This window comes from Pseudomonas sp. IzPS59, from assembly GCF_014863505.1.
Lineage (GTDB): Bacteria > Pseudomonadota > Gammaproteobacteria > Pseudomonadales > Pseudomonadaceae > Aquipseudomonas > Aquipseudomonas kribbensis.
Genome location: NZ_CP062251.1, coordinates 1,722,215 through 1,747,823, shown reverse-complemented (window position 1 = coordinate 1,747,823; position 25,609 = coordinate 1,722,215). Strand labels below are relative to the sequence as shown.

At 61.1% G+C, this 25,609-nt stretch carries 17 protein-coding genes; all 17 read right to left on the bottom strand.

Annotated features, from left to right (window positions below; translation table 11 throughout):
- Positions 1-17 precede the first annotated feature (17 nt).
- The 17 genes from pseC to IF189_RS07805 all read right to left on the bottom strand — a co-directional run bounded on the left by pseC (position 18) and on the right by IF189_RS07805 (position 25,584).
- Complete coding sequence (gene pseC / locus IF189_RS07885; RefSeq protein ID WP_134825881.1) at positions 18-1,175, bottom strand: UDP-4-amino-4,6-dideoxy-N-acetyl-beta-L-altrosamine transaminase; 1,158 nt, start codon at positions 1,173-1,175, stop codon at positions 18-20.
- Positions 1,172-2,173, bottom strand: coding sequence for a UDP-N-acetylglucosamine 4,6-dehydratase (inverting) (pseB, locus tag IF189_RS07880; RefSeq protein ID WP_085710442.1), 1,002 nt, complete (start codon positions 2,171-2,173; stop codon positions 1,172-1,174). The genes pseC and pseB overlap by 4 nt, the downstream gene beginning before the upstream one ends.
- A gap of 25 nt (positions 2,174-2,198) precedes the next feature.
- Positions 2,199-5,114, bottom strand: a complete 2,916-nt coding sequence (locus IF189_RS07875; RefSeq protein ID WP_192553086.1) for a TIGR00180 family glycosyltransferase — start codon at positions 5,112-5,114, stop codon at positions 2,199-2,201.
- Between the two features lie 54 nt (positions 5,115-5,168).
- Positions 5,169-5,906 (bottom strand): cephalosporin hydroxylase family protein, encoded by a 738-nt coding sequence (locus IF189_RS07870; protein WP_064378606.1) that lies wholly within the window; start codon positions 5,904-5,906, stop codon positions 5,169-5,171.
- 17 nt (positions 5,907-5,923) lie between these two features.
- Positions 5,924-6,997 (bottom strand): class I SAM-dependent methyltransferase, encoded by a 1,074-nt coding sequence (locus tag IF189_RS07865; protein WP_134825879.1) that lies wholly within the window; start codon positions 6,995-6,997, stop codon positions 5,924-5,926.
- On the bottom strand, positions 6,994-7,845 hold the full coding sequence (locus tag IF189_RS07860; RefSeq protein ID WP_134825878.1) for an NAD-dependent epimerase/dehydratase family protein: 852 nt from the start codon (positions 7,843-7,845) through the stop codon (positions 6,994-6,996). The genes IF189_RS07865 and IF189_RS07860 overlap by 4 nt, the downstream gene beginning before the upstream one ends.
- Positions 7,842-9,068: a class I SAM-dependent methyltransferase gene (locus tag IF189_RS07855; protein WP_134825877.1), complete on the bottom strand. Its 1,227-nt coding sequence runs from the start codon at positions 9,066-9,068 to the stop codon at positions 7,842-7,844. Before IF189_RS07855 ends, IF189_RS07860 begins: the two co-directional genes overlap by 4 nt.
- Positions 9,065-9,625, bottom strand: coding sequence for a dTDP-4-dehydrorhamnose 3,5-epimerase (gene rfbC, locus IF189_RS07850; RefSeq protein ID WP_085710436.1), 561 nt, complete (start codon positions 9,623-9,625; stop codon positions 9,065-9,067). The genes IF189_RS07855 and rfbC overlap by 4 nt, the downstream gene beginning before the upstream one ends.
- On the bottom strand, positions 9,622-10,704 hold the full coding sequence (gene rfbG, locus IF189_RS07845) for a CDP-glucose 4,6-dehydratase (protein WP_096822204.1): 1,083 nt from the start codon (positions 10,702-10,704) through the stop codon (positions 9,622-9,624). Before rfbG ends, rfbC begins: the two co-directional genes overlap by 4 nt.
- Complete coding sequence (gene rfbF / locus IF189_RS07840) at positions 10,686-11,459, bottom strand: glucose-1-phosphate cytidylyltransferase (protein ID WP_007958332.1); 774 nt, start codon at positions 11,457-11,459, stop codon at positions 10,686-10,688. Before rfbF ends, rfbG begins: the two co-directional genes overlap by 19 nt.
- Positions 11,460-11,705: 246 nt before the next feature.
- Positions 11,706-13,460, bottom strand: a complete 1,755-nt coding sequence (locus IF189_RS07835) for a calcium-binding protein (protein ID WP_134825876.1) — start codon at positions 13,458-13,460, stop codon at positions 11,706-11,708.
- 98 nt (positions 13,461-13,558) lie between these two features.
- Complete coding sequence (locus tag IF189_RS07830) at positions 13,559-15,592, bottom strand: calcium-binding protein (protein ID WP_192553085.1); 2,034 nt, start codon at positions 15,590-15,592, stop codon at positions 13,559-13,561.
- A 237-nt stretch (positions 15,593-15,829) separates the two neighbouring features.
- Positions 15,830-19,423 (bottom strand): glycosyltransferase, encoded by a 3,594-nt coding sequence (locus IF189_RS07825; RefSeq protein ID WP_134825874.1) that lies wholly within the window; start codon positions 19,421-19,423, stop codon positions 15,830-15,832.
- 116 nt (positions 19,424-19,539) lie between these two features.
- Positions 19,540-21,111, bottom strand: a complete 1,572-nt coding sequence (locus tag IF189_RS07820; protein WP_134825873.1) for a flagellar hook-associated protein 3 — start codon at positions 21,109-21,111, stop codon at positions 19,540-19,542.
- 13 nt (positions 21,112-21,124) lie between these two features.
- Positions 21,125-23,170 (bottom strand): flagellar hook-associated protein FlgK, encoded by a 2,046-nt coding sequence (flgK, locus tag IF189_RS07815; protein WP_134825872.1) that lies wholly within the window; start codon positions 23,168-23,170, stop codon positions 21,125-21,127.
- A gap of 21 nt (positions 23,171-23,191) precedes the next feature.
- The gene (gene flgJ / locus IF189_RS07810) at positions 23,192-24,484 is read right to left on the bottom strand and encodes a flagellar assembly peptidoglycan hydrolase FlgJ (protein ID WP_192553084.1); all 1,293 of its coding nucleotides are present in this window, start codon (positions 24,482-24,484) and stop codon (positions 23,192-23,194) included.
- An 11-nt stretch (positions 24,485-24,495) separates the two neighbouring features.
- Positions 24,496-25,584: a flagellar basal body P-ring protein FlgI gene (locus IF189_RS07805; RefSeq protein ID WP_065260802.1), complete on the bottom strand. Its 1,089-nt coding sequence runs from the start codon at positions 25,582-25,584 to the stop codon at positions 24,496-24,498.
- Positions 25,585-25,609 lie beyond the last annotated feature (25 nt).

Here is a 25,609-nt window from a genome sequence, read left to right as displayed (position 1 = left end):
CACCGCCGCAGCGGCACTCATTCAGTCAACCGACGCAATTGCTCGACCACGAAATCCTGTTGCTGATCACTCAGCAACGGAAACAGCGGCAGGCTGATCGCTTCGGCGTAATAACGCTCGGCTTCGGGAAAGTCTCCCTCGGCGAAACCCAGTTCACGATAGTACGGCTGCAGGTGCACCGGAATGTAGTGCAGGTTCACGCCGATCCCGGCGGCGCGCATGCCTTCGAACACCTGACGGTGGCTGAGGTTGATGCGATCGGTCTGCAAGCGCACCACGTAAAGGTGCCAGGCCGATGCGGCGTCCGGCTGGATGCCCGGCACGGTAACCGGCAAGTACGCCAGCAATCGATCGTAACGTGCGGCCAGCTCCCGGCGACGGGCGATGAAGTCGTCCAGTTTGCTCAACTGTGACAGGCCCAGCGCCGCTTGCAGGTCGGTGATCCGGTAGTTGAAGCCCAACTCGACCTGCTGGTAGTACCACGGCCCGTGGCTGGGTTCGGTCATCTGTTGCGGATCGCGGGTCATACCGTGGCTGCGCAGGCGTTGCAGACGCTCAGCCAGTTCCGGGCGATTGGTCAGCACCATGCCGCCTTCGCCGCTGGTGATGATCTTCACCGGGTGGAAGCTGAACACCGTCATCGCCGCGAACTCACCGCACCCCACCGGACGCCCGGCGTAGCTGGCGCCAACCGCGTGGGAGGCGTCTTCGATCACGGTGAAGTTGTAGCGCTCGGCCAGTTCGGCAATGCGCCGCATGTCGCAGCTCTGCCCGGAGAACGCCACCGCCACCAGCACTTTGGGCAAGGCGCCGTCGCGCTCGGCAGCGTCGAGTTTCGACGCCAGAACCTCGGCATCGAGGTTCCAGGTCAGCGGATCGATGTCCACGAAATCAACGTCGGCGCCGCAGTAACGGCCACAGTTGGCCGACGCGAGAAAGGTGTTCGGCGTGGTCCACAAACGGTCGCCCGCCCCCAGCCCTGCGGCCAGACAGGCAATGTGCAGCGCCGCCGTGGCGTTGCACACCGCGACCGCGAAATCCGCCTGGCAACGCTCGGCCATCGCCTGCTCGAAGCGCTCGATGGTCGGGCCTTGAGTGAGCCAGTCGGACTGCAACACCTCGACGACTGCGTCGATGTCCGCCTGGTCGAGGCTTTGCCGACCGTAGGGAATCATACCGACAGCTTCGCGTGCAGGTCGGCGATCTGCCCCACCGAAAGAAAGTGCGGGTTGGTGTCGGAGCGGTACTCAAAGTCCTCGCCCACCGGCCGCCCGTGCTCGCCGAGTTTATCGACGGCAAAATCGACATCGACGCTGGTGAAGCGGATCGAAGGCTGGATCGTATAGTGATCTTCGAACTCCAGGGTCATCCGCGCATCGTCCAGCGGCACCATCAGTTCGTGCAGCTTCTCGCCCGGACGGATACCGACGTTCTTGTGCGGCAGATGCTCGGCCATGCCGCGGGCCAGATCGACAATGCGGATCGACGGGATCTTCGGCACGAACACTTCTCCGCCGTGCATTCGCGCAAAACTGTCGAGGACGAATTGCACGCCATGATCGAGGGTGATCCAGAAACGGGTCATGCGCTCGTCGGTGATCGGCAGCTCTGTCGCGCCATCGGCAATCAGCTTGCTGAAGAACGGAACCACGGACCCGCGCGAACCCGCCACGTTGCCGTAGCGCACCACGGCAAAACGCGTCTGTTGCTCACCGGCAATGTTGTTGGCCGCGACGAACAACTTGTCCGACAGCAACTTGGTGGCGCCGTACAGGTTGATCGGGCTCGCCGCCTTGTCGGTGGACAGTGCGACGACTTTCTTCACGCCGTTGTCGATGGCCGCGGCGATGATGTTCTCCGCGCCGTTGACGTTGGTACGGATGCACTCGGTCGGGTTGTATTCCGCCGCCGGCACCTGCTTCAAAGCCGCGGCATGCACCACGTAATCGATGCCGCGCATGGCCTGGCGCAGACGCTCGGCGTCGCGCACGTCACCGAGGAAATAACGCATGCACGGCGCGTTGAACGTCTGCTGCATTTCGTATTGCTTGAGTTCATCCCGGGAGAACACCACCACGCGCTTGGGCTGGTATTGCTCGAGCAGGCGGGCAATGAATTTGCGCCCGAACGAGCCGGTGCCACCGGAGATGAAAATCGATTTACCGTTGAACATGTCTTGAGTCCCGTTCCCTGTCGACCTAGGCAATCAACTGCGCCCAATCCAGCGAAGCGCCGTCGTTGAGCGCGAAGCCTTTGCCGCTCAGGCTCAGGTTCGCGTTGTACGCCTGATCCTGGGCGAAAGCCGCTGCCCACTTTTCCCGGAGGGCAAGCAATGCATGGGTTGCCTGGGCAATGTCGCCCTGATGAATGACCTGTACCGACGGCGTCCACACCGTGAGGTAACCGGCCTGGCCAGCCTTGAGACACAGATCGACATCGCTGAAGCCGTCGGCAAACGTAGCTTGGTCCAGACCACCCAGCGCATCGAACAGTTCTTTGCGTACCATCAGGCACACGCTCGAGACGGCCGAGTAGTTCTGATCCACGGACAACCGGTACAAATAGCCTTCGGCGTCGTGCTTTTCACCGATGAATGCCGAGCCGACACCACCGTTCATGCCGAGTATCAGACCGGCCTGACTGATCTTGCCGTCGCGATCCACCAGTTTCGGACCGACTACGCCGACTTCAGGGCGCAGCGCATGGTTGAGCAGGGAATCGAGCCAGTTCGGGTTGACGACTTCCGCGTCAGCGGCCAGCAGCACCAGGAATTCACCCTGCACCTGCTGACTGGCAGCGTTGACCAGCGCCGGCAGGCCGAGGGAACGCTCGGCGCGCAACACGCTGACCTTCGGGTGCTGATAAGTGCCGAGCCAGTCATTGACCTCGGCGGACTCGGCGCCCGAAGTGGCGACCAGAATTTCATAGCGGTGATAGCGCGTGCGCAATTGCACGCCTTCCAGGCAACGTTGCAGGGCCGCAAGGTTATTGCCCGCCGGAACAATGACCGACACCAGAGGGCGATCACTGTGGTGGTAGTCGATCTGGTAGATACCCGGAATAGACGAAGTGACCTTGGCCTTGTAGCCGCGATTGCCCAGATGGCGCAGCAAAGCCAGACGCTCGTCCGGATTCTCTTCCAGCTCTGGCGCCTCAGTGATCAACAGCGGTTCGTCGAGGTGCGCCAGACTGTTCAACCCACCGTGCTCAATGACGCGCAACAGCAGATCAAACTCCAGGGCCTTGCTGAAGTCCGCCGAATAACCGCCCACCTCGACCAGTGTCTCGCGACGGATCAGCCAGTGGCGAGCCATCATGCCCGGCAGGCTCAGCAGCAGATCCAGGTTGAAGCCGGGACGGAACACGTCCACCAGCGCGCCGTTTTCCTTGCGCTGGATCTCATCCGTGGAAACGGCGCTGCAGCCACCGGCGTTCATCAGTTCCAGGCTGGCGCGCAGCAGACCGCTGGCGGTGAACTCGTCACCGGCCTCGGCCAGGAGCACCCAGTCGCAAGGCGACTGACGGGCGCTCTGGTTGAGCTTGTCGACCAGATTGCCCGGCGTGACGCGCACGAAGTGCAGGGTATTTTGCGCCGTGGTCGCTGCCGGTGCTTCACCGGTCGTGAACACGACAATCCTGAATGCCTTGCACTGGCCTTCGAGCAGGCTGTCGAGACTGACCTGCAGCTTGTCGATGTCGTTGTCCAGATCCAGCAGGAAAATACCGAATTGCGGGCCACCGCCATTGACCGCCAGGTGTTCGGCAATCGACTCGCGCTGTGTCGCAACCGGCTGACGCGAATCCAGCCACTTGAGCAAGCGACCGGATTGCATCTTGTCGAACACCGGATGGTGATCGGCGACGGTCAGCGTTTCCAGGCGCGCGATCCAGTCGCGCATTGTCTGCGCTTCCTCGGCCTCGCCGGACAGTTCCAGTTGCGCGGCCAGACGCTTGGCCACCGTGCGGTTGAACGCATTGAGATCGTGGGCCTGCCACAAACGGTCGAGCACGCTTTCCGGAGTGTCGTTGTTGCGCGCCTCGATCAGGTGAGCCTGACGCGTCCATACGCCTTCGAGGCCTTCGAGCTGAATGCGCCCGGCGGGCATGGCGTGCAGCATGAATTCGAACTGCGCCAGGCGATCGAAAAAGACCTGGTTATAGAACGGCATTTCGACGTACTGCAACGGCCCGAAACGGCGATCCGGATGTTTGAGCGCCTGGTTCCAGGTGGACTGGATGATCAGTTCCGCCGTCAGCGCCCGATTGGTTTGCAGGCTGTCGACCATCGCCTCGAAACTTTGCAGGGCGAACGCCTTGCCCTGCTCCGGGTTCAAGTCCTTGATCCCGGTCGGTAAACCCGCCAGGAACCCGGCAAACGCCTCACGCTCGGCCACCGATTTTGGATCGACATAAGTCAGCGAGTGGTAAACCTCTGTGCTGTGTTCGGAGTTGCCGTAGTTGATCTCGCGCACCACGTAGGGAATCGGCAGGATCCGCGCCTTGGCACTGGCCAGCAGGAAGTACACATGGCCGATTTCCTGCCACTGGAAACTGGTGCCCGGCGGCAGCGCCGAGTGCCAGGTCTTCATCAGGTCGGTACGGGTCACCGCATAGAATGGCGGGATGTACTGACTCATGTAGTCGACGACGCGATCCTGCGCCCGCTCGGACGCATAGTCTTCCTGCACTTTCTTGTCGCGGCGGTAGTAGCTCACGCCACCGGCCAGCGTCAGGTACATCATGCAGTAGCCGTGGCACATGCCGTAGTCGGGGTTGGCTTGCAGGAAGCCCACCGACTCGGCGAGCGAATCGTGCAGGATGAAATCATCGTCAGCGGCCAGCACCATGTACGGCGTGGTCAACTGCTCGACGCCATAGGCCAGTTTGGCCTGCATGCCCCAGTAGGCGAACTGTGGCACGTGATGGTAATCGACCGCAGAGAAGTCACCTTCCGGGCGCTCGGGTGTGGAGTCCAGCACCATGATCTTGCAGGGCAGGCTGCTGTAATACTTCACCGCCCGGCGCAGGAACGCCGGACGATTGTGAGTAATCAGCACCACGGTCAACAGCTCATTGAGCGGCAGCGCTTGTTCAGAACTGTACTTGCCTTGCATAACCTCTCCCCACAACCGGCAATTTGCCAAAATGACGCTTTGTTGATTTGCGAATTAACGAACGCGACGCAGATAACCGTCCGGCGCCACGGTGATTAGCAGCTTGTTCTGCAACTGAACGTCGATTTCGAAATCCTTGTTCTCTTCCAGGTATTTCCACACGGCGGTCTTCGGGTTGTCGCCCGGGCCCCATGGACGATCCGGGAAGAAGTCGGCCGGCATGTCTTCAACCACGGTATCCATCACCACGCAGTAGCTGTCGACCGACACCAGTGGTGCGTAGAGACGCAGCTCTTCAAGCACGTGGTCGTGGGTGTGGTTGGAGTCGAGCACCAGAATGACTTTCTTGCCTTCGGCAGCAGCGCGAACCTGAGCGGCGATGGCCGGGTCGATGCTCGAACCTTCGATCATCTTGATGCGCTTGCTCATCGGGTGGCTTTCGATGGCTTCACGGTTGTGGGCACGGATGTCGAGGTCGATGCCCAGCACTTCGCCGTGACCTTGCAGCTCCAGCAGGGATGCGTAGTAGATGATCGAACCGCCGTGGGCGATGCCGCACTCGATGACCAGGTCCGGCTTAACCTGCCAGATGATTTCCTGCATCGCCATCATGTCTTGCGGCAGCTGGATGATCGGACGTCCCATCCACGAGAAGTGGTAGCTGTACTTGTGCTTGGCCGATTCGTTGAAGAAGTCACGGGCCAGGCCGGTGAGTTTCTGGTCGTCACCCTGCTGGGCGATCTGCTCGCGGCATTCGGCTTCGAAAGCTTTGTTGATGCTGTTGTCGGTCATTTTCAAAATCTCAAGGGTCACTGGAACGAAGCGCTGTCGACGGCGTGATAGACGTAACGTCCACCGGTCATCCGCTTGATCTCTTCGAGGTAATTGGAATTCATCACAAACAGGTTGGCGCCCTCGGGCAACGCGTCCATCGCCTCTTGCGGCGAGGACACCCGGGCGCCGCTCAGGGGCAGGTAACGCCCCTGCTTGGCCGGGTTGATATCGACCACGCGATCCACCGCCACGCCGGCCCGTTGCAGGAACAGCGAATAGATCACGCCTTTGGACGACGCGCCCCAGATCGCCGAACCCTGCTCGGGTGCGCTCTGGATGATCTGTACCGCGCGTTCAAGGCTGGCGGTGAAGTCGTCCGGCAACGCCAGGCGCGGCACCGGTTGTTCCGGGGTCAGGCGCAGCGTCGCAAGGTCGGCGACGATGTACAGGTATTGGCCACCGAACAGGTGGCCGGCCTCGTGCACGGTGCCGAACATCCGGCGCAGGTCATCGAGGCGGAAGTAATTGACGTGTTCGTAGAACAGGTCGAACCAGGCGCGGTGTTCGAGGATCCAGTCAAAGCACGGCACCTCGATGTAGATCTGCCCGCCGCCCTGATTGGCCTCGGCGATCACCGCCAGAAAACCCAGCGGATCCTGGATGTGTTCCAACACATGACGCAGCACGATGGCGTCCGCTTCCAGGCCCAGACCACGGCTGAACGGCGCCTTGATCACGTCGGCATTCTCGCCTTCGTAGGCCGGATCGATGCCGGTGATGCGGTAGCCCAGACCTTTGAGCAGCTCGAGGAAATAGCCTTTGCCGCAGCCGACTTCGATCAGTTCCTGACCCTTGAAGTGCCGGGCAATGATGCCTTCGACATCGCTCAGGTGTTTCTGGAACTGGCCGGAATGCGCCTGCTCGTTCTGGTAGTCGGCGTCGTAGCTGAGCTTGTCGGCGTCGAACGCCGCATTGAAGATCAGACCGCTGCGCTCATCCTGCACCAGCAACATGTCGGCGCTGGCTGATGCCTTCGCCGACTCGGGATCGGCAAAGGTTCGGTTCTGCAGCACCGGCAGGTCGGTGACCCGATACAACTCGTGCCTCATTGCGGCTCTCCCAATAACTGTTGCAGACGCTCGGTCACCGCCCAGAACGCCAGCGGTTCGTGGGTCGGATACGGGTAATGGCCGAGGTTCAGGCCGATGGTCGCGCCGCGCTCGCGTACGCGCTGTTCGACCAGCGCCCGCACCGACACCGGCTGGCCGCTGGCGCAATTGATCGTGCCGTCGAAATCGCGGTTGTGCAGGATCGCGGCGAGATGACTGGCAGCGGTTTCAATCGCCAGAAAATCGCGCAGTTGCTCACCGGCCGACATGTTGAACGTCGCATCGCCGGCATCGATTGCCCGGTCCAGCGCCGCCAGCAGACTGTTGGGGTTCTGCCCGGCGCCGTGCAGATAAAACAGTCGCGCCCATTGCAGAGTGAACGGATGTTCCTGCTGCAGATTTTGCAAAAACAGATGCAGCGTGTGCTTGGCCAGACCGTAGGGATTGGCCGGCTGCGCATCGTTATGCTCGCTCAGCGGACCACTCTGCATGCCATATTCGAAGCAGGTACCGGTCACCAGCACCTGCTTCACGCCGGCGTCTACCGCACCCTTGATGAAACGGTAGTCGGCCATCAGGTTGTGCTCGAAATGGAACAGCGCCCGATAGTTCGGCAACCCCGGCCACGCGAGGTGTGCGAGTGCATCGACGCCTTCGGTCAGCGCGCCGATGTTCAGGTCCGCTGCGTGAATATCCGCGCTGACGAACTCGACGTCATTGATCCACGGCATGCCCGCAGCTTTCTGTGCATCACGCGCAACCGCCCGCACCGTGCAGCCACGGTTCAGCAATGCCGCGACCAGATGGCGACCGACGAAGCCGGTGGCTCCGGTGACCAGAACCTTCACAGCACGCTCAACTCAGGCACGGCGATCACGAAGCGGCCGTCCCACTGGCGCACCTGGGCCAGTTGCTGACTGACTTCGTGCAGCAGGTTCCATGGCAGCACCAGCACGTAGTCCGGTTTTTCGATATCGATCTGCGCCGGTGCCACGATCGGAATGCGGCTGCCCGGGAGGAACTTGCCCTGCTTGTGCGGGTTGGCGTCGGCGACCCAGGCCAGCAGATCCGGTTTGACCCCGGCGTAGTTGAGCAAGGTGTTGCCCTTGGCCGCAGCGCCGTAGCCGACCACACGCTTGCCATCGGCCTTAGCCTGCAACAGGAAGCGCAGCAGGTCATGCTTGATGCGTTCGGCGGCAGGCGCCAGCGTGGCGTAGTACTCGGTGGTTTTCACACCTGCGTCGAGTTCGGCCTGCAACTGCTGTTGTACCGCTGGCTGCACGGCGCGGCGTTCGCCGTCCTTGCGCTGCACGAACACCCGCAGCGATCCGCCGTGGGTGCTCAACTGGCTGACGTCGAACACTTCCAGGCCATTGCGCTCGCACAACGTCTGCACAGCGGTCAGGGACAGGTAGGAATAGTGCTCGTGATACAGCGTGTCGAACTGCGCGCCGGCCATCAGCGTCAGCAGTTGCGGGAATTCGAAGGTGGCAACGCCGGTCGGTTTAAGCAGCGCGGCGAAACCACCGAGGAAGTCATTGATGTCCGGCACATGAGCGAGCACGTTGTTGGCGGCCATCAGGTCGGCGGCCCAGCCTTCGCTTTTCAGCTGCGCGGCGGTGTCGCGACCGAAAAACAGCTCACGGATTTCCAGGCCTTTTTCCCGCGCTGCCTGTGCGGTGCTGCGGGTCGGCTCGACGCCCAGGCACGGGATGCCGCGACCGGCAACGTACTGCAGCAGGTAGCCGTCATTGGCCGCGACCTCCACCACGCGACTGTCAGCGGACAGACCGAAGCGCTCGACCATCTCGGCCACATAGCGCTCGGCATGGGCCAGCCAGGTGCTGGAGAACGAACTGAAATAGGCGTACTCGGCGTCGAACAGGCTGTCGGCGCTGGTGTAATCCTCGGTCTGCACCAGCCAGCACTGCTGGCACACGGCGACCTTCAACGGCACCCATTGCTCGGCCTGTTCCAGCCGATCGGCATGCACGTAGGCGTTGGACGGCGGCGAGGTGCCGAGGTCGATCAGCGGCAGGCTCAGCGGTGCGGCGCACCCACGGCAATTCATAGACGCACTCCAGCAAAGTGTTGATCGAGCGCGGGATGGCTGGAATCACGCGCTGACAAATTATTGACAGGCAACGGCCAGGCAATCGCCAGCCGTGGATCGTTCACCGACAGCCCGCCCTCGTGCTCCGGCGCGTAATCGGCACTGTGCAGGTAAAGCAGCTCGGCATCGTCGGTGAGGGTCTGGAAACCGTGGGCGAAACCGGCCGGAATCAGCAGGCTGCGACCGTCGCCGGCCTTCAGGTGCTCGGCGTGCCAGTGCAGGAAGGTTTCCGAGTCCGGACGCAGGTCCACCGCCACGTCCCACACTTCACCGCGCAGGCAGGTGATCAGCTTGGCTTCCGGCGCATTGGCGTTCTGATAATGCAGACCGCGCACGCTGCCCTTCTCGCGAGTGCAGGAATGGTTGATCTGGCGGATGTGGAATTCACTGCCAAACGCCTTCAGGCTGCCCTCGCAGAACAGCCGGGCGAAGTGCCCGCGCTGATCTTCGAAGCGTTTGTGCTGGACGCTGAACAACCCGGCCAGCGGTAACTGTTTCAAGGAAAACTCGCTCACAGCGCGCCCCGGTACAGGTTCAGTTGGCCGAGCGTCACGGTGCGCATGTCGTCACCGTTCTGCCACGCCAGGTGCCAGTCGAGGGTCTGGGTCAGGCATTGCTGCAGCGACCAGCGCGGTTGCCAGCCCAGCACCTGACGGGCGCGACTGCTGTCCAGGCGCAGCAGGCCGGCCTCGTGCAGTTCGCTCGGTTCGATGCGCAGACCACGGGCCTGAGGCCAGCGATTGGCGAGCAATTCGACTACTTCGCCGACGCTGCACATGTCCGTTTCACCCGGGCCGAAGTTCCACGCCCCGGCGTATTCCGGACCTTCTTCATAAAGCCCGGCAGCCAGTTGCAGGTAGCCGGCCAGCGGCTCCAGCGCGTGTTGCCATGGGCGCACGGCTTGCGGATAACGCAGGGTCACCGGCTCGTCTGCAGACCAGGCTTTCAGTACATCGGGAATCAGCCGTTCAGGGGCGAAGTCACCGCCGCCCAACACATTGCCCGCACGCGCCGTAGCCAGGGCCAGACCGTGTTCGGCGTACTTGTCGGCCGGGAAGAACGACGCGGCATAAGACTGCGCCAGCAACTCGCAGCACGCCTTGCTGCTGCTGTAAGGGTCGTGGCCACCGAGGGCTTCATCTTCGCGGTACGGCCACAGCCATTCCTTGTTAGCGTAAACCTTGTCGGTCGTTACCAACACGCAGGCGCGCACACAACCGACCTGACGAATCGCTTCGAGCAGGTTCAGGGTGCCCATGACGTTGCTGGAGTAAGTACCGAGCGGATCGCGATAGCCTTCACGCACCAGTGGCTGGGCCGCCAGGTGCAGGACGATTTCAGGCTCGGTGTCGGCGATGATCTCGAGCAAGGCGCCGAGGTCACGCAGGTCGCCGCGCTGGTCGTTGATGCCTTCGTGCACCCGCGCCAGTTCGAACAGGCTCGGTTCGGTCGACGGATCGAGGGAAAAACCGCTGACTTGCGCGCCGAGGCTTTGCAGCCACAGGGTCAGCCAGCTGCCCTTGAAACCGGTGTGACCGGTGACCAGAACCCGCTTGCCGCGCCAGAATTCCGGACTCAGGCCCATTGCTTCCATGGGGCCTCCCCGCTCTGCCACAGCGCTTCGAGATGGTTTTTGTCGCGCAGGGTGTCCATCGGATGCCAGAAGCCTTCGTGTTCAAAGGCTTTCAGTTGTTCGTCCTGAGCCAGTCGAGCCAAGGGCTCCGCTTCCCAGGTGGTTTCGTCGCCGGCGATGTAGGACAGCACCTTTGGCGACAGCACAAAAAAGCCGCCATTGATCCAGCCGCCGTCGCCACGCGGTTTTTCGGTGAAACCGAGTACCTGATCGCCATGCCGTTCAAGGGCGCCGTAGCGGCCCGGTGGCTGCACGGCAGTGACGGTGGCAAGACGGCCGTGGCCTTTGTGGTAGTCCACCAGTTGCGCAATGTTGATGTCGGAGACGCCGTCGCCGTAGGTGAAGCAGAACGCTTCTTCATCCTTGAGGTAACGCCCGGCACGCAGCAGACGGCCACCGGTCATGGTTTCCTCGCCGGTGTCGATCAGGGTGACGCTCCACGGCTCGCTGTAGTTCTGGTGCACGTCCATGCGGTTGTTGCGCATGTCGAACGTGACGTCGGAGGTGTGCAGGAAGTAGTTGGCGAAGAAGTCCTTGATCGCGTAGCCCTTGTAGCCGAGGCAGATCACGAAGTCGTGGATTCCGTGGGCGGAATACTGCTTCATGATGTGCCAGAGAATTGGCTTGCCGCCGATCTCGATCATCGGCTTGGGCTTGAGGTGCGACTCTTCACTGATGCGCGTGCCGAGGCCACCCGCCAAAATAACTGCCTTCATCGTCTCCCCTCTTCTACGTCACAGGGCTCGGCCTCGCTGTTGCAGGCCTTTGCGGCTGAACCTTTGCCAGTCCGGGCGCAGGTGAATCACCGCGAGCGCTCGTTTTATGGCGATTTGAGGGGGACTTGCAGGAAACGCGCCAGCTCCGCCAGCCCTGCGTCGGCGGCGGCATCCGGGCGCAAAAAAGGGATGAGTCCGTTACCGGACTCATCCCTCCATGTGGCTCACGTCAGCGGATCGAAGTGATCAGCCGAACATGGCAAACCCGTCGACAGTCGCCGGCAGGTCGTAGACTTGACCGTCGGCCGTCTGCAGGTGCTCGACAGTGTTGTAGCCGGCGTACCAGCCCTGGAGTTTTACGCCATTGGCCGGAACGCCGATGCTGCCGTCATTGGCGCCATGCAGGTAGGCGTCATCACCGATGCGAGTGACGTTCAACTGACCGAGATTGGCGACGGTGTTCAGGATCAAGGTGTCGTTGTAGCTGCTGCCCACATCCTGAATCGTTACCAGGCCGGCGGTATTCACCACATAGGTGTCATCACCCTCGCCACCAAACAACGAATCGTTCTGTGGCCCCTCGCCATCCAGACCGGAAGCCAGCCCGCCATAAAGAATGTCCGCACCGGCACCGCCGTGAATGACATCGTCGCCGGCACCGCCTTCCAGAATGTTGTCGCCCGAGTCACCCTCCAGCACATCATTGAAATGACTGCCACGCAGGCCTTCGATGTCGATGAAGGTGTCGTAAAGCGCAATACCGCTCTGCGCGCCCCAGTTGAGGGAAGCGCTCAAACCTTCGGTGCTGTCCTCGTAGCTGACGATGTCGATACCGGCCCCGCCTTCAAAGCGGTCACCGCCCGCGCCACCCAACAGGACGTCATTGCCGGCGCCCGAAACGATGACGTTGTTCCCGTCATTGCCGTAGCCGGTGAAGTCCGCCGTGCCGGTGTAGGTCATGTTTTCAATGAACGGATCCATGTGCATCGACGACAGGCTGGTGTACACGTGGTCGGTACCACCAAAGAGGTCCGTCTCGACGATGCTCACACCGGCGCTGTTGATGATGTATACATCGTCGCCTCTTCCGCCTTCCAGCGTCACGCCCGCGACGTTGGCGGTGAATCGGTCATCGAACGAAGTACCGATGACTTTCTCGACGTTCAGCAACGTGACATCCGGACCTGCCTGCTGACCGATGCCGATACTGACGCCATCAAAGGAGTGACGGTAGCTCACGGTGTCGTAGCCATCGGCGCCATCCACGATCATGGCGTTATCGAGCAGATACACCACGTCATCGAAATTCGACCCCTGAATCGCCTCGATACCGGTGAAGGTGTCGCCAGCGGCGATGGTCAATGCGTCGTAGTTCTCGAAGTCCTGGACTCTCACACCCTCGAGGCTGTCGGAATAGCTGACGGTATCGAAGCCTTCGCCACCCACGAAGTGATCAGCGCCGGCGCCACCCCACAGCCAGTCGTTGCCGGCGCCGCCGATGATCTCGTTGTCACTGGCATTGCCGTAACCCTTGAAATCGCCGGTGCCGGTGAAGGTGAGCTTCTCGATAAACGGGTCCATCTTGATGGTGTTGAGGCTGGTGCGCAGCTCGTCGTAGCCGAGATGGTTTTCCTCGATGATCGTCACGCCCTCGCTGCCGACGATATACACATCGTCACCGGCACTGCCTTCCAGCGTCACGCCGGCCACATTGCTGGTGAAGGTGTCATTTTGAAAAGTGCCGAAGACTTTTTCCACGCCGACCAGCGTATCGACCTTGCCATCAGCGGCAGTGACAGTCGTCGAAGCACTGTTGAACTCGACGTTCACGCCCGAGGACAAGGCATAATAATTCGCCGTATCAAACCCTTCCCCGCCATCCAGCAGATCATTGCCGGCGCTTGCCAGCAACACATCATCCGACTCCAGTCCATAGAGTTGGTCATCACCGTCGGTGCCCAACAGGACATCCGCATCACTCGTTCCATTCACTACTGCCATTTGCTTCTTCCTTGCATGGTTGAAAACAGCGTTCGCCTTTCAGGCGTCAAACACACACCTGCAACCGCGTTGCGCGATTGCAGGTGCTTGATTCAGGGTCAGCCGAACATCGCGAACGCGTCACCGGACATCGGCAGATCATAGGTCTGGCCGTCAGCGGTCCGCAGGTGTTCGATGTTGTTGAAGCCTGCGTACCAGCCTGCCAGCTTCACGCCGTTGTCAGGGACACCGGTGCTGGCATCATTGGCGCTGTGCAGGTAAGCGTCGTCGCCGATGCGGGTCACACTCAATTGGCTGGCGTTGGCGATGGTGTTGAGGATCAGGGTGTCGTGCTGGTCCCAGCCGATATCCTGAATTGTCACCAGGCCGGTGGTGTTGACCACGTAAGTATCTTCGCCATAGCCACCGTAAGCGGTGCCGCCCGCAATCGTCTGGCCCGGGAGGTTGAGGATCAGGATGTCCTGGCCGGAGTCGCCATTGAGTACGTAGCCACTGCCCGTACCGGTCAGCACGTCGTCACCGTCACCGCCGGAAGCCGATCCCTTGTTCAGAGTGATGGTGTCGTTGCCGCTGTCGCCCAAGGCTATCCCCTGCCCCAGCGTGATGATGTCATTGCCTTCGCCACCATCGGCAAAGGTCTGCCGGTCATTGCTCGCTCCGACAATGACATCGTCACCCTTGCCACCATAAAGCGTGTCGGACTGCCCGGCGTCATCAAGACCGGACGCGAGACCACCATAGATGTGGTCGTTGCCATCGCCGCCGGTAATCTGGTCATCGCCAGCCCCGCCCTCGAGGATGTTGTCGAAAAAATCGCCGTCCAGAACGTCATTGAACTGGCTGCCGCGCAGGCCTTCGATGTTCATGTAGCTATCGTAAAGCGCAATACCGCTGCGCGGCCCCCATTGCAGGGAAGCGCTCAACCCTTCGGTACTGTCGTCGTAACTGACGATGTCGATCCCGGCCCCGCCGTCAAAGCTGTCACCGCCGGCGCCACCGTACAGCACGTCATTGCCGGCGCCCGAGATGATGGTGTTGGACTCGTCGTTACCGTAACCGATGAAGTCTGCGCTGCCGGTATAGGTCAGGTTCTCAATGAACGCGCTCAGCCTTATCTCCGACAGGCTGGTGTAGACGTGATCGGTTCCCCCCATGTAACCCTCGACTTCTTCGATGGTTACGCCGGCACTATTGATGGTGTAGACATCGTCACCTCCGCCACCCGCGAAAGTCACACCGCCGATATTGGCTGTGAAGTGATCGCCCATACCGGTGCCAATGATTTTTTCGACATTCAACAACGTGTCGCCCACTGCACTGACGCCATTGCCGATCTCGATGTTGACCGCACCGGCAAAATTGAAATAGCTCACGGTGTCGAAGCCATCGGAACCATCAATGACCATTGATCCTTCGTAGCGATAAATCTGGTCATCGAATTTCGAGCCTTCAATCGCTTCGATGCTGGTGAAGGTATCTCCATAGGCAATGGTCAATCCGTCGTTGGACCAGTCAGAAACCCTCACACCTTCAAGGCTGTCGCCGTAACTCACGGTATCGAAGCCATCGCCACCCACAAAGTGGTCGGCACCGGCGCCGCCCCAAAGCCAGTCGTTGCCGGCGCCACCGATGATTTCGTTGTCGCTGGCATTGCCGTAACCCTTGAAGTCACCGGTGCCGGTGAAGGTCAGCCGGTCGATGAACGGATCCATCTTGCTGGTGTTGAGGCTGGTGCGCAGTTCGTCGTAGCCGAGGCCGAATTCTTCGATGATGGTCACACCTTCGGCGTCGACGACGTACACATCGTCACCACTACTGCCTTCCAGCGTCACGCCGGACACGGAAGCGGAAAACGTGTCGTTGTTATAAGTGCCGAAGACCTTTTCCACCGACAGCAACGTATCGACTTTGCCATCAGCCCCGGTGACCGTTGTCGCACCGGCGCCAAACTCGACGCTGATTCCCGCCCCCATTGCGAAATAGTTCGCCGCATCAAACCCTTCACCGCCGTCCAGTACGTCTGATCCCGCGGTGGCGAGCAACAGATCATCGGACTCCATTCCATAGAGTTCGTCATTGCCGTCGGTGCCCCACAGGACATCCGCATCACTCGTTCCATTCACTACTGACATTTGCGTCTTCCTTGCTTTGTTGTTGAATCCGGATCCTGCCTCCGGGGCACAAGCCGATCGCGCCAGCATCAACCGTCCGAGGTCAGCGAATAGAGAAGTATCGACACGCAAATCCCGATGCTTGAGGCTGTCCGGCGAAAAAAGTATCGAGACTGATACAAATGGGGTGTTCAAGACGCAAAAAAAAACAGGCGACTCGAAAGTCGCCTGTTTTTCAGAGCGTGAAGCGCGGATCGATCAGTCCGCCAGCCAGCCGTTTTCCCAGTGCCGCAGGTTGTCGTCACGCAGTACGTAGTCGCGCAACACCACCTCGCGCAATGCGTCGCCCATGCGGTAGCTGGCGTCCGGATCGGCCAGGTGCATGCGGATTGCCTGCAGCCATTCGTCCGTGGTGTTGCTCTTGACTCGGGTGCATGGCAGGTAGCCGCGATAGGCCTCGGTGTCGGTGCACACCACCGGGTAACCGCAGGCACCGTACTCCAGCAGACGCAGGTTGCTCTTGCAGTCGTTGAAGATGTGGAACTCCAGCGGCGCCAGGGCCAGATCGAGATTGAGGCTGGCCAGTTTTGCCGGGTAGACGTCCAGCGGAATCACGCCATGGAACTCGTGCATGTACGGACGCAGGTCGTCCGGGCACATGCCGAAGAACACCCAGTCGACCTCGTTGGCCAGTTCGCGCACGACATCGGCGATCACCGCCAGGTCACCGTGGTGACTGGTTCCGCCGCCCCAGCCGACCCGTGGTTTTTTCGAGGTTCGACGCTGGCTGCGCAGGCTGGTCCACAAGTGCCGGGACAGCATGTTCGGTACGACGCGAATGTCGTGGTGCATGTCCGACAGCGCGTTGGCCAGCGGCTCGGTCGACACCACGACGCGATCACAGAAGCTGATCGCACGCCGTACCAGTCGCTCCATTTCCTGCTTGTTCGGCATGTTGCGAATGTGCGCGTTGCGGTGTGGAACATCGATGACATAGTCATCGAGTTCGTAGATCCGCCGGGCATTGAAGAAGTTCTTCAGCGGCGGAATTTCCTCGATGGCGCCTTCCGAATATCGCCCTTGCAGCACGATCACGTCAGGGGACTGGCGTTCGATATCGATGATCGACGGCAGTCCGTAACAAATGCGCCCTTCGGCCCGGTTGGCGGCCTCCAGTTCAATCATCGGCTGGCTGATGCGGTAATGGCCGATGGCAGAAGCGTTGATCGGCACCGCCAGCACATTCGGCAACTGTGTACGGGAAAACGGATTCCAGCCGGTGCGCAGGCCCGGCTCCAGGCTGAAGCTGGTGGCACCGACACCCTGCACCGCCAGATTGACGTTGAATGCAGGGTCCCGCGCAATGAGCGGCAGCCAGCGTTTGTAGAACGTTTCGTGCTCTTCAAGCTGTTGTTGCTGCTCGTCTGCCGAGGCCTCGATTGCCGGTCGCGCGCCCAGCGCCAGCAACGCATAAGGCGTCCAGACCACCAGATAACCTTCCTGGCCGATGCGCAGGCACAGATCCGCGACGTTCAGTGACTGCGCCAGATGTTGCTCGTCAAGCCGTCCTGCCGCCTCGTAGGCCGCCTTGCGAATCATCACGCAATCGCTGCCCACGGCACTCAGGTCATGGGCCGCCTGCAAGCGGAACATGTAACCGTCCGCCTGCAGCGACTGGCCATAGAACGGCAGGCCCACCGCCCCTTGCATGCCCAGAATCAGACCGGCGTGCAACACGCAACCGTCAGGGTTATACAACTTGGCACCCACCACCCCGACTTCCGGGCGCTGTGCGTGATTGAGCAGTTCGTCCAGCCAGTCGGCATGGGTGATGACCGCAAACGAATTGAGCATCAGCACGTATTCGCCGCGCGCCTGCCCCACCGCAAAGTTGTGGGTAGCGGCAGCATTGCCCTGTTGTGCAAAACTCAGCACACGCACCCGGTCGCTGCCCAGTTGCGCCATTCCCTCCAGCCATGCGAGTGCTTCGGCGCTGGTACTGCCGTTGTCGACCAGCAGCAGTTCGTATTCGGTGTAGGCGGTCTTTTCCAGCAGCGTTTCGACACAGCGCTGCAAGGCAGCGGTCTGGTCCTTGGTCACAATGACGATCGACACCAGCGGACGTCTGGCATGGTGATAGTCGACACGGTTGAGCAGTTCGGAGCTGCCACGACGAATTTCATGATCAATGCCCAGACGTCGCAGGTGCGCTTCCAGCACGCGCGGGTTCTGCTCGATGACGCCAGGCTCCATCAGCCATCCGGACAAGTCGAAAGACGATTCCAGCAAGACTTCGGCGACGTGCCCGACAACCTGTGTGCCGTCGTTCTCGACCATGCGCCACAACACATCGTGCGGCGCCAGTTGAGCGAACTCCGATGCAAAACCACCCAGTGCCAGGAAGCGCTCACGTTCGAACGCCATGGTCCGCCCGACATAGGGATAGCTGCGCATCAGGTCGAGGTTGAAATCCGGTTTGAATGCAGGCTCCGCCGACTCTCCGTTGCGCAGACTGCCCTCATCGCTGTACAGACACTTGAACGACGGGGAATTGACGATGCGCTCGGCCATGACCAACAGCGCCGGCGCCACCAGACGATCGCCGGCCTGCAGCAGGTAGAACCAGTCGGCCCCTTCCAGTTGCGGCAGCAAGGTGTTGATCTGCGCCAGACCATCGTCCTGCAGCGGCATGCGGAACACGCGCCCGTCCAGTCCGGCTTCGGTGCAGGAGGCGGACAGCACGAGGATCAGCTCTGGCGGATAATCCTGGACGGCAAGCGATTCCAGCGTGCGCTCGACGCTGTCACGGCTGCCCTTGCCGTCGATGACGATCGGCACGATCCGTGGCTGATGCGACCAGCCGGAAAGCGTTTCCGGCAACAACGCACGTTGCCCTTCGGTCAGCACCCGACACTCGAGCCAATGGGCATAGAGTTCGCCGAAGCTCCAGCTGTCGATGCCGACGCTCCACTCCTGGCGACTCTGCTTGGTGCCGAGGGTGCGACTCAGCGGCAGTTCTTCCCAGACCCGGGGCGACTCATCGGCCTTGGCCAACGGAACATATCGCACCCATCCCGGCGCAGGTGCCGATTCGCCGCTGCGCGCCTTGAGCATCTGCAGAATCCACTCGCGCTCGACTTCCAGCGCATCCTTCATCGGCTGTTGCGCGCTCAGACGCTCCGGGTACAGCCGCTCCGCGCTGAGCACATTATTGGAGACCGCCAGATTGCCGCGTCGCAGCAGGCAGACATACAAGGCAAAGTCCAGGGACGCGACGAAGCAATGACCGTCCTGAGTCAGGGCCGGCAACAGCTCTTCGACATCTGCACGGCGGAACAATGCATTGGTAAACCCGCCGAGCACATTGACCGGGAATTTCTCGAAGATCCCCAGCAGATCGTCGCCCTTGAACAGACCGCTGTGCGGCGACAGCGAGGTGTTCTCCAGACGCGCCGGCAGGATGATGTCCTGGGCATCCCAGAACAGACGCTGGGCCAGCACCAGACTGACTTCCTCACGCAGCATTTCCTGTGCCTGCTGCTTGATGCAGTCGGCATACAGATGATCGTCATCACAGAGAAACTTGATGAATTCGCCCCGCGCCTGATCCAGGCAAGCCTTGAGGTTGCCGATCATGCCCAGCGTGCGCGGATTGCGCACGTGACGCACCTCGACCCCGGACTCCGCCACTACGGACGCAACAATGCTTTCGATCTCCGTGCCACGACTGTCATCGCAGACAATGATCTCCAGATGACCATAGGTCTGGCTCACTGCACTGTTCAGAGTCCGTTCGAAAAAACGCGGATTGAAGGCGGGAATGACGAGACTGACAAGGGGGAGTGAATTCACGGCGGACTCGCAAGCGGCGGGAACCCGCCCGGAACAGCGAGCCCTTTGAAACCGCAAAAGAAAACAGAAAATACAGAACGGTCAGAGCAACCGGGCGCTCGCGCGCCCGGCCAGTATCAGATCTTGTTGAACAGGCCCAGCTGGCTGATTTTGCTGAACGCCAGTTGCGAGGCCTGCAGCATGGTCTGCTGCAAGGTCAGGCGCGTCATCACCTCGGCCGGATCCGAATCACGGATCGAACCCTGGGTCGTGGTGTTGGCCTGGATCAGACTCTGGTTGGTGGTGTTCTGGTCGTCGAGCGACTGCCCGCGCGCACCGATCGACGTCACCGCCGTACCAATCTGATTGGACGCGCTCTCGATGTTGCCCAGCGCAGACTCCATCTGGCCCTGGAATTTCTGTTTGGCTACCGGATCGCCATCGATCGGCGCTTTCAGTGCAGTGACCATCTGGCCCAGGGTATCGAGCACGTTCTGGGTCTGGTGGTTGTTGGACTGGATCGAGAACTGATCACCTGCGCCCGGCGTACCGCCTATGGTGAAGGTCACGCCCGCCGCCGTGGCGTTTGCGCCAACCATGGTGCCCGACGAAATCGGCTTGCTGTCAGCGGTGACGGGCGCCGCGTACAGATCGAAGTTGGTGGCGCTGGTGAACTTCAGGATCGCACCGCCGCCCGACGGGAACGTGGCGTCGTAAGCGCCCTGGTTGGTCACGCCGGAGCCGGTGATGACCGCGGTGGACGGGTTGCCCGGGCTGCGCGCCGTGGTGAACGAGTCAGGCGTGGCCGACAGCTGGAAGCTGTGACCGGCGATGACGGCATCCGGGTTGGTGTCGCCGGCCTTGAGGTTGATGTTCAACTTGAGATCGACGCCGCGGAAGCTGACGGTCTGGTTCGCACCGTTGCTGTTGCTGATCAGACCGTTCTGGCTGGCTTCAGTGGTCACGTCGTTGCCCAGGGCATCGGTGATTTTCAACTGGGTGCTGCTGACGAAGCTGACGGTATACGGCTGACCACCGGCAAACTTGGCGTTGTAGGTGGCGCTGGAACCGACGATACCGTCGGTCAATACCACGCGACCGTCATCGACAGCCGGAGCGGTCATGGTGGTCTGAGTGCGGTTGGTATTGATGGTCTGCTGGAAAGCATCCCAACCGGTGGTGTTGGTGCCGACCGACATGCCATCGCCGATGTTCAGGCTGATCTGGGTCTGGTCACCGTTGTAGGTGTAGGTGCCATCGGCGTTCTGCGAGTACGGCGCCGTATCGGTCTTGGAACCGGAAAACAGGTAATTGCCGTTGGCGTCCTTGGAGTTCATCAGACCCAGCACCTGCTGCTGGATCTGGCTCAACTCGTCGGCGTAAGCCTTGCGGTCTGCGTCGGTGGCGATGCCGTTGTTGGCGGCCAGGCCGATTTCCTTGGCGCGCTGCAAAGCCGTGGTGATGGAGCTCAGCGTCGACTCCTGCACGGTCAGCGCGCTCTTGGTGGTGTCGATGTTGCCCTGATACTGCTCCAGCATCGAGGCCTGCTGGCCCAGCTTGAGCAGGCGCCCGGCACCGATCGGATCATCGGCGGCGGTGTTGATGCGCTGCAGGCTGCTCGCCTCGTTCGCGGTGGCAACAGTCTTGCTGTAGTTACGCTGATATTGGGAAGCTTGTGTCGCGTAATACTGAGCGGTGGAAATGCGCATGAATTACGACTCCTTAAAGACTGTTGATCAGCGTGGCGAAGGTTTCCTGCGCAGCCTTGATGATCTGCGAAGACGCTGTGTAGTACTGCTGATACTTGACCAGGTTGCCGGTCTCTTCATCCAGGTTGACCTGAGACAGCGAATCGCGCGCGCCCTTGGCCTGATCGAGGATCGCCGAGGTGGCGTCGTTGTCGGACTTGCTCTGGGCCGCCTTGGTACCGACGTTCGTCACCAGTTTGTTGTAGGCGTCGGTCAGGCTGATGCCCTTGCTGCCGGTGCCGGTGTCCACGGTCTGTTTGGTCTGCAGGCCGACCAGCGCTTGCGCGTTGCGGTTGTCCGAAGAAGCGGCGCCGGTCAGGTTGATCGTGAAGGTTTCGCCTGGCTTCGGCGTCGCGCCCACGGTGGTCTGCACGGTGAAGGTTTTCTGCACGTTCGGCGTGACCGAGGTATCCATCACCGGAGCACCGGTGGAATCGACCATGCCAATCTTCAGGTTCAGGGTGTTGGCCTGGCCCGGCACGATGGTGCCGGTGCCGATGGTGTTGCCCTTGGCATCGACCATGTTGTACGACTGGCTGCCGCTGGTGACCGCACCCATGACCAGTTTGACCGGCGTCGAATACTTGAGCGCGTTCTGCAACTCGGCCTGGGAAGCCGGGTTGGTGATGTCGAGGGTGTCGACCAGCGTCGGCTGGGTGTAGCTGCCGGAGTTGTTGGCACTGGCCACGCCGGTCAACGGTGCCGCCGCCGCGATTTTCTTCGGATCGGTGAGCACGGTCTGAATGTTGGTGGCCGCGTCACGGGTCGGGGTCACCTTGAAGGTGTCACCGGCGTTCATCGCGCCGCCGTTCAAGGCCAGGGTGAAGCCGTCGATCACTGGCGGTGGCGTGGTCGTGGTGCTGAACGAACCCATGTCGGTGCCGTCGGAGCGCTTGACCGAATAGTTGGTGGCGCTGGTGAAGGTGACCTGGTAATCGCTGGTGGTCAGCTTGCCGGTGTCCTTGATGGTGACGTTCAGGTTGCCCGAACCCGCGCTGTTGCCTGCGGAGGCAATGCTGCGCTGGCTGATCAGCGCGGCACTGTTGATGTCATTGAAGATCGGCGCGCCGAAGTCACCGTTCTTGTCGATGCCCTGGGCTTGCTGGCGATTCATCTGGTCGGCAATGACCAGTGCTACACGGCCCAGCTCGTTGAGCGACGGGTTGAGCACCTCATTGCGATAGGTCAGCAGACCGCCGATTTCACCGCCGCTGATCACCGAAGTGATGTCGATGGTGCTTGAGCCACGATCCATCTGGATGCCCATGCGCGACGGGTCGTCCTTGCTCGGAACGGTGCTCAGGGTGTTGGTGGTGTTGCCGACAACCAGCGGCTGACCGCTGCCGACGTAGACGTCGAAGCTGGTGCCGCGCTCGACCACTTGTGCGCCGACCAGTTCGGAGAGCTGACGTACCGCTTCGTTACGGCTGTCGAGCAGATCGTTCGGCTGACCGCCGCTGGTGGAAACTTCACCGATCTTCTGGTTGAGATTGGCAATCGAGGTGGCCAGCTTGTTGACCTGGGCGGCCATGTCACCGAGGTTGCCATTGATCGTGGTGTTCTGATCGTTCAGCTGTTTGGCCAGGGCGTTGAAGCGGCTGGTCAGCGCTTGCGAGCCGGTCAGTACCGACTGACGGGACGTGTCGTCGGTCGCCGAAGTCGCCACACCCTGCATCGAGGTGAAGAACTTCTGCAGCACGCCTGTCAGGCCTGTGTTGGTATCGGACAACGAGTTGTCCAGGGCCGTCGCCTGGCCACCGTAGGCAGCCGCTTCACTGTTGAGCGACGTGGCGGTATGCAGCTGGGTTTCCAGGTAAGAGTTGTACACCCGGCGCACGTCGGCCAGGGTCGTGCCCGTACCGATGAACACATTGCCAGTCTGGATCGATGACTTGGTGCCCTGCACGGTTTGCTGGCGTGAATAACCGGCGGTGTCGACGTTGGCAATGTTGTTACCTGTCACAGCCAGAGAGGACGAACTCGCGGCCAACCCCGACATCCCGATATTGAGCAAACTCATGATTCAAACCTTACCTTGTGTTTATAAAGGCGTTGTTGAAACGCCGGCCGCAGCGTAGTTCTGATTTACCGTCATCTGCCTGGCAATCTGCGAAATCTTGCTTGCGTAGTTCGGGTCGGTTGCGTAACCGGCCTTTTGCAACTCGCGTACAAACTGTTCTGGGTTATCGGCCGACTTCAGCACATCTTGATAGCGATTATTGCTCTGCAGCAAAGTCACCAGATCGTGGAAGCTGTCCTTGTACGAGGCGTAGGAACGGAATTCGGCCGTCTCCTTGACCATCTGCCCATTGCGGAACTCGCTGGTGATCGCCCGGGCCGAATCGCCCTTCCAGTTGCTGCTGGCCTTGATGCCGAACAGGTTGTGGCTGCTGGTGCCGTCCTGGGCGCGCATGACCGATTTGCCATAACCGGTTTCGAGTGCGGCCTGAGCCACCAGATAACGTGGATCGACACCAATGCGCGCCGCCGCCTCTTTGGCCATCGGCAGCATGGTGTTGACGAATTCGTCGGCGTTGCTGAACGCTTTCTTCGCCGGTGCCAGCGGAATCTGCGCCATGGCCCGACCGTAAATCTGCATCTGCCCGCCGGAGGCTTTGTCCGCCTCGGCGCGGGCAAGCCAGTCGCCGTTGTATAGCGGGCCGGAACCGGTGGCGGCAGCCATCGTGTCGCGCTGCGGCAATTGATTGGCTGCCGAGTTCGTGGCCGAAGGCACCAGACCGGCGAGCAAGCGATCAGCCAGTTTCGGCGGCAGTGCCAGGCGACGCTGGTTGATCATTTCCATGTCATTGCGATGGGCCAGCTGGGTGTTCGGCGCATGTACCGAACGCGAAGCCCATAAAGGACGCTCGCCATTGAGGCGCGACAGCGGACCGTTGGTGGCCACGGTGCCGGCAGCAATCGGCGTTTCCACCGCAGCGGCCTTGGCCAGCACTTCCTGCTGCTTGGCAGCGGAGGCGGCAGCAGCCTCGCCCGGCGCCATCGGTTTGTTCTTCGACATCTGCTTCATCAGCACGTCGGCCAGACCGATACCACCGCCCTCGCGGGACAGGGAAACGGCCAGTTGCTGGTCGTACATTTCCTGATATTGCTTGGCCGCCGGGGTGTTGAGCGGGTTGTCCTGGCCCAGCGCTTCAGTGGCCGAGCGCATCGACTTGAGCATCTCACCGAGGAACAGCGATTCGAATTCCTGCGCAACCTTGCGCATGTTGCCGTCGCTGTTCTTGTCGCCGACCTTGAGCTGGTTCAGACGATTGAGGTCGGAGTACGAACCCGAATCGCTGCTGCTGACCAGACCGCTTTTGCGCATATCCATGGGCGGCGTCCTCAGATCACGATCAGGTCGGCTTGCAACGCGCCAGCCTGCTTCAGTGCTTCGAGAATGGCCATCAGGTCACCCGGTGCCGCGCCGACCTGGTTCACCGCACGGACGATTTCGTCGAGGGTGGTGCCCGGGCCGAACTTGAACATCGGCTTGGCTTCCTGCTGAGCATTCACGCGCGAACGCGGCACCACGGCGGTCTGGCCGTTGGAAAGAGGGCCAGGCTGGCTGACGATCGGGTCTTCGGTGATGGTCACGGTCAGGCTGCCGTGGGTCACGGCGGCCGGCGAAACCTTCACGTTCTGGCCGATGACGATGGTGCCGGTACGGGAGTTGATGATGACTTTCGCCACCGCCTGACCCGGGTCGACTTCGAGGTTTTCCAGGATCGACAGATAGTCGACGCGCTGGCTCGGATCGAGTGGCGCGGTGACGCGGATCGAACCGCCGTCGATGGCCTGGGCCACGCCTGGGCCGAGCATGTCGTTGATCTTGTCGACGATGCGCTTGGCGGTGGTGAAGTCGGAACGGTTGAGGTTCAGCGTCAGGCTGTTGCCCTGGTTGAAACCGCTCGGCACCGAACGCTCGACCGAGGCACCGCCCGGAATGCGACCGGCCGACGGAACGTTGACGGTGATCTTCGAACCGTCACGGCCTTCGGCATCGAAACCACCCACCACCAGGTTGCCCTGAGCGATGGCGTAGACGTTGCCGTCGATACCCTTGAGCGGGGTCAGCAACAGGGTGCCGCCGCGCAGGCTCTTGGAGTTACCGATGGACGAAACGGTGATATCGACCTGCTGACCCGGCTTGGCGAACGCCGGCAGATCGGCACTCACCGACACCGCCGCGACGTTTTTCAACTGCACGTTGCCCGATCCCGGCGGCACCTTGATGCCGAACTGCGAGAGCATGTTGTTGAAGGTCTGCAGGGTGAACGGGGTTTGCGTCGTCTGGTCACCGGTGCCGTTAAGCCCGACCACCAGGCCGTAGCCGATCAACTGGTTGGAACGCACGCCGGAAATGCTGGCGATATCTTTCAGCCGCTCGGCTTGTGCGTTGAAGGCCGCCGACAACAAAACGGCAGCCACCATGAGGCTCTTGAAATTCAACTTGGCC